Here is a 2,341-nt window from a genome sequence, read left to right on the forward strand (position 1 = left end):
AGGGCCAGCGCGGCCGCACCCCCCACCACGGCGGCGGTCGAGCGGCGGCGCCAGCGGCGGCGGCCGCGCCGGTAGCCGCCCGCGACCAGGTCTGCCTGTTCGGTGCGGAAGCCTTCGCCCGTACGGGTGAGGGCATAGAGAAGATCGTCCTCGAACTTGTCCGGTTCGGACATGGGTGTTCACCGTCTCCTTGCGTCGCGGGTTGCGGGAAGTGCCGTGTCACGGATGGCGGGAAGCGCCGCACGGCCGGGCGCCCGCCGGCCTCAGCGGGCGGCGAGCTCGGTCAGCGAGTCGCCGAGCAGGGCGCGCAGCCGGTTCAGGGCCCTGGTGGTGCGGGTGCGGACGGCGCCGGAGGAGACCCGCATCGCCTCGGCGGTCTCCTCGACACTGCGGTCCTCCCAGTAGCGCAGCACCAGGACCGCGCGGTCCTTGGGCGGCATCCGGCCGAGCGCGTCGAGGAGGGTCAGCCGCAGGGTGCTGTCGGTGTCGTGTCCCGCCGGCTCCGGCAGGACGTCACTGGGACGCTCGCCGCTGGAACGGCGGCGCTGCTGGGCGAGGAAGGTGCGCACCATGACGGTGTGGGTGTAGGCCGCCGGGTTGTCGATCCGGCCCCGGCCGGTGAAGGCGCTGCGCCGCCACAGCACGTACATCCGGCTGAGGGCCTCCTGCACGAGGTCCTCGGCGTAGTGGGTGTCGCCGCTGGTGAGCAGGCAGGCCGAGCGGTACAGGTGGCCGGTGCGGCCGGAGACGAGTTCCAGGAACTCCGCGTCCTTGGCCTCCCGGCCCGCCCCGATCCACCTCATGCGCCCTGCCCCCCGCGGTCCGCCCTCCCTGACACTTCATCGATGCGGCGGGCGGGCGGCGGTGTTACAGGGGTCCCGGCGGATTTTCGGTGAGCCGGCCCGCGCCGGGCGCCGGGCGGGCACCGGTCGGGCGGGCCTCGGGCGGACAGGCGTCAGGCGGTCAGACGTCAGGCGGTCAGGCGGGCAGGCGCCGGCCGGGCGTCAGTCGGCGGACTTGCGCCGGTGGTCGCGCAGCACCACGCCGCCGCCGATCAGCAGGGCCACCAGCAGCGCACCGACGCCCACGACGTACGTCGCGGTACGGCCGTCGCGGTCGGCCTGGGTCTCGCCGAGGCCCACCGGGCGCGGCACGATCGGCGCGGCGGCGAGCTGCACCGGGGCGTCCGGGATGGGCTCGTAGGGCGCGTCCTCAGGAGCCTTGGTGACGGCCTTGACCGGGTCCACCACACCCCAGCCGATGAACTTGTCCGGCTCGCGCTGGGTCCGCTGCGCGGTCTGCTCGATCCAGGCCCGCACCTGGGCCGCCTTCCACTTCGGGTGGGCGCTCCTCAGCAGCGCGGCGAGGCCGGAGACGTACGGGGCGGCGAAGCTGGTGCCGTTGTCCACGCACTGGCCGCTCCCCGGCACGGTGGACAGCATGTCGACACCGGGCGCGGCGACCTTCACGAAGCTGCCGTACTGGGAGAACGGCGCGCGCTCGTTGTTGCGGTCGGAGGCGCCGACGGCCAGCACGGTCGGGAAGGCGCCCGGGTAGGTGTCGCCCTCCTTGCCGTCGTTCCCGGTGGAGGCGACCACCACGACGTTGCGCGACTCCGCGTACTCGACGGCGGCCTTCAGGTCCTGGTACCCGCCGAAGCGGGCGTCGCCCGCACCGCGCACGTCCTGGGAGATGTTGATGACCCCGGCGCCCTTGTCGACCGCTTCCCTGATCGCCTGGACCAGGGTGGAGACGTCGCCGTTGCCGTCGCTATCGTTCTGCCGGATCGAGAGGATCTGGGCGTCGGGAGCCAGTCCGACGAAACCGGTCTGCGGCCGGACCCGGGCGGCGATGATGCCGGCGACCTTGGTGCCGTGACCGACCGGGTCCTCGACGGACGCGCCCTTGACCGGCTCCTTGGTCTCCCGGTTGACCAGCAGGTTGGAGCCCGCCTGGAGCTTGTCGACCGGCTTCTGACCGGAGGAGTCGGCCGGGACCTGGCCCGCCAACTGCGGGTTGCCCAGGTCGACCCCGGTGTCGATGACCGCGACCTTCACGCCCACGCCGGTGGTCTTCCCTCCCTGCCACAGCTCGTTGAGCAGCAGTCGCTGGAGCGACCACGGCACGGTCGGCACATCGGGCGCGTTCTTGGGGCAGTCGCCGGCCGCGGCCAGCGCGGGCCCGCCCTCGGCGTACGCCGGGGCGGCGAGCGGGCCGCCCAGCACCGTGAGCGCGGCGATCGCCGCGGCCGCCTTCCGGGACCCGTGTCGGGACACCCTGCCACCCCTCATGTCGTTCACCCGTGCCGCGCGTCGGGGGCGGGTGCCCGGAATCCGGGTAC

2 protein-coding genes are annotated in these 2,341 nt (G+C 73.9%); both read right to left on the bottom strand.

The genetic code is table 11. The annotated features are described in order from the left end of the window. Window positions 1–263 precede the first annotated feature (263 nt). Window positions 264–803: a SigE family RNA polymerase sigma factor gene (locus ACIQOV_RS37790; protein WP_359911618.1), complete on the bottom strand. Its 540-nt coding sequence runs from the start codon at window positions 801–803 to the stop codon at window positions 264–266. A 201-nt stretch (window positions 804–1,004) separates the two neighbouring features. Continuing rightward, window positions 1,005–2,276, bottom strand: a complete 1,272-nt coding sequence (mycP, locus tag ACIQOV_RS37795; RefSeq protein ID WP_401055303.1) for a type VII secretion-associated serine protease mycosin — start codon at window positions 2,274–2,276, stop codon at window positions 1,005–1,007. Window positions 2,277–2,341 lie beyond the last annotated feature (65 nt).

Origin of the sequence: Kitasatospora sp. NPDC091257 (genome assembly GCF_044757675.1) — a bacterium.
In the GTDB taxonomy this organism is placed as follows: Bacteria; Actinomycetota; Actinomycetes; order Streptomycetales; family Streptomycetaceae; genus Kitasatospora; species Kitasatospora lactacystinica.

Coding starts and splice junctions, on each gene's coding strand:
- ACIQOV_RS37790 (WP_359911618.1), bottom strand. CDS start 803: ATGAGGTGGATCGGGGCGGGCCGGGAGGCCAAGGACGCGGAGTTCCTG.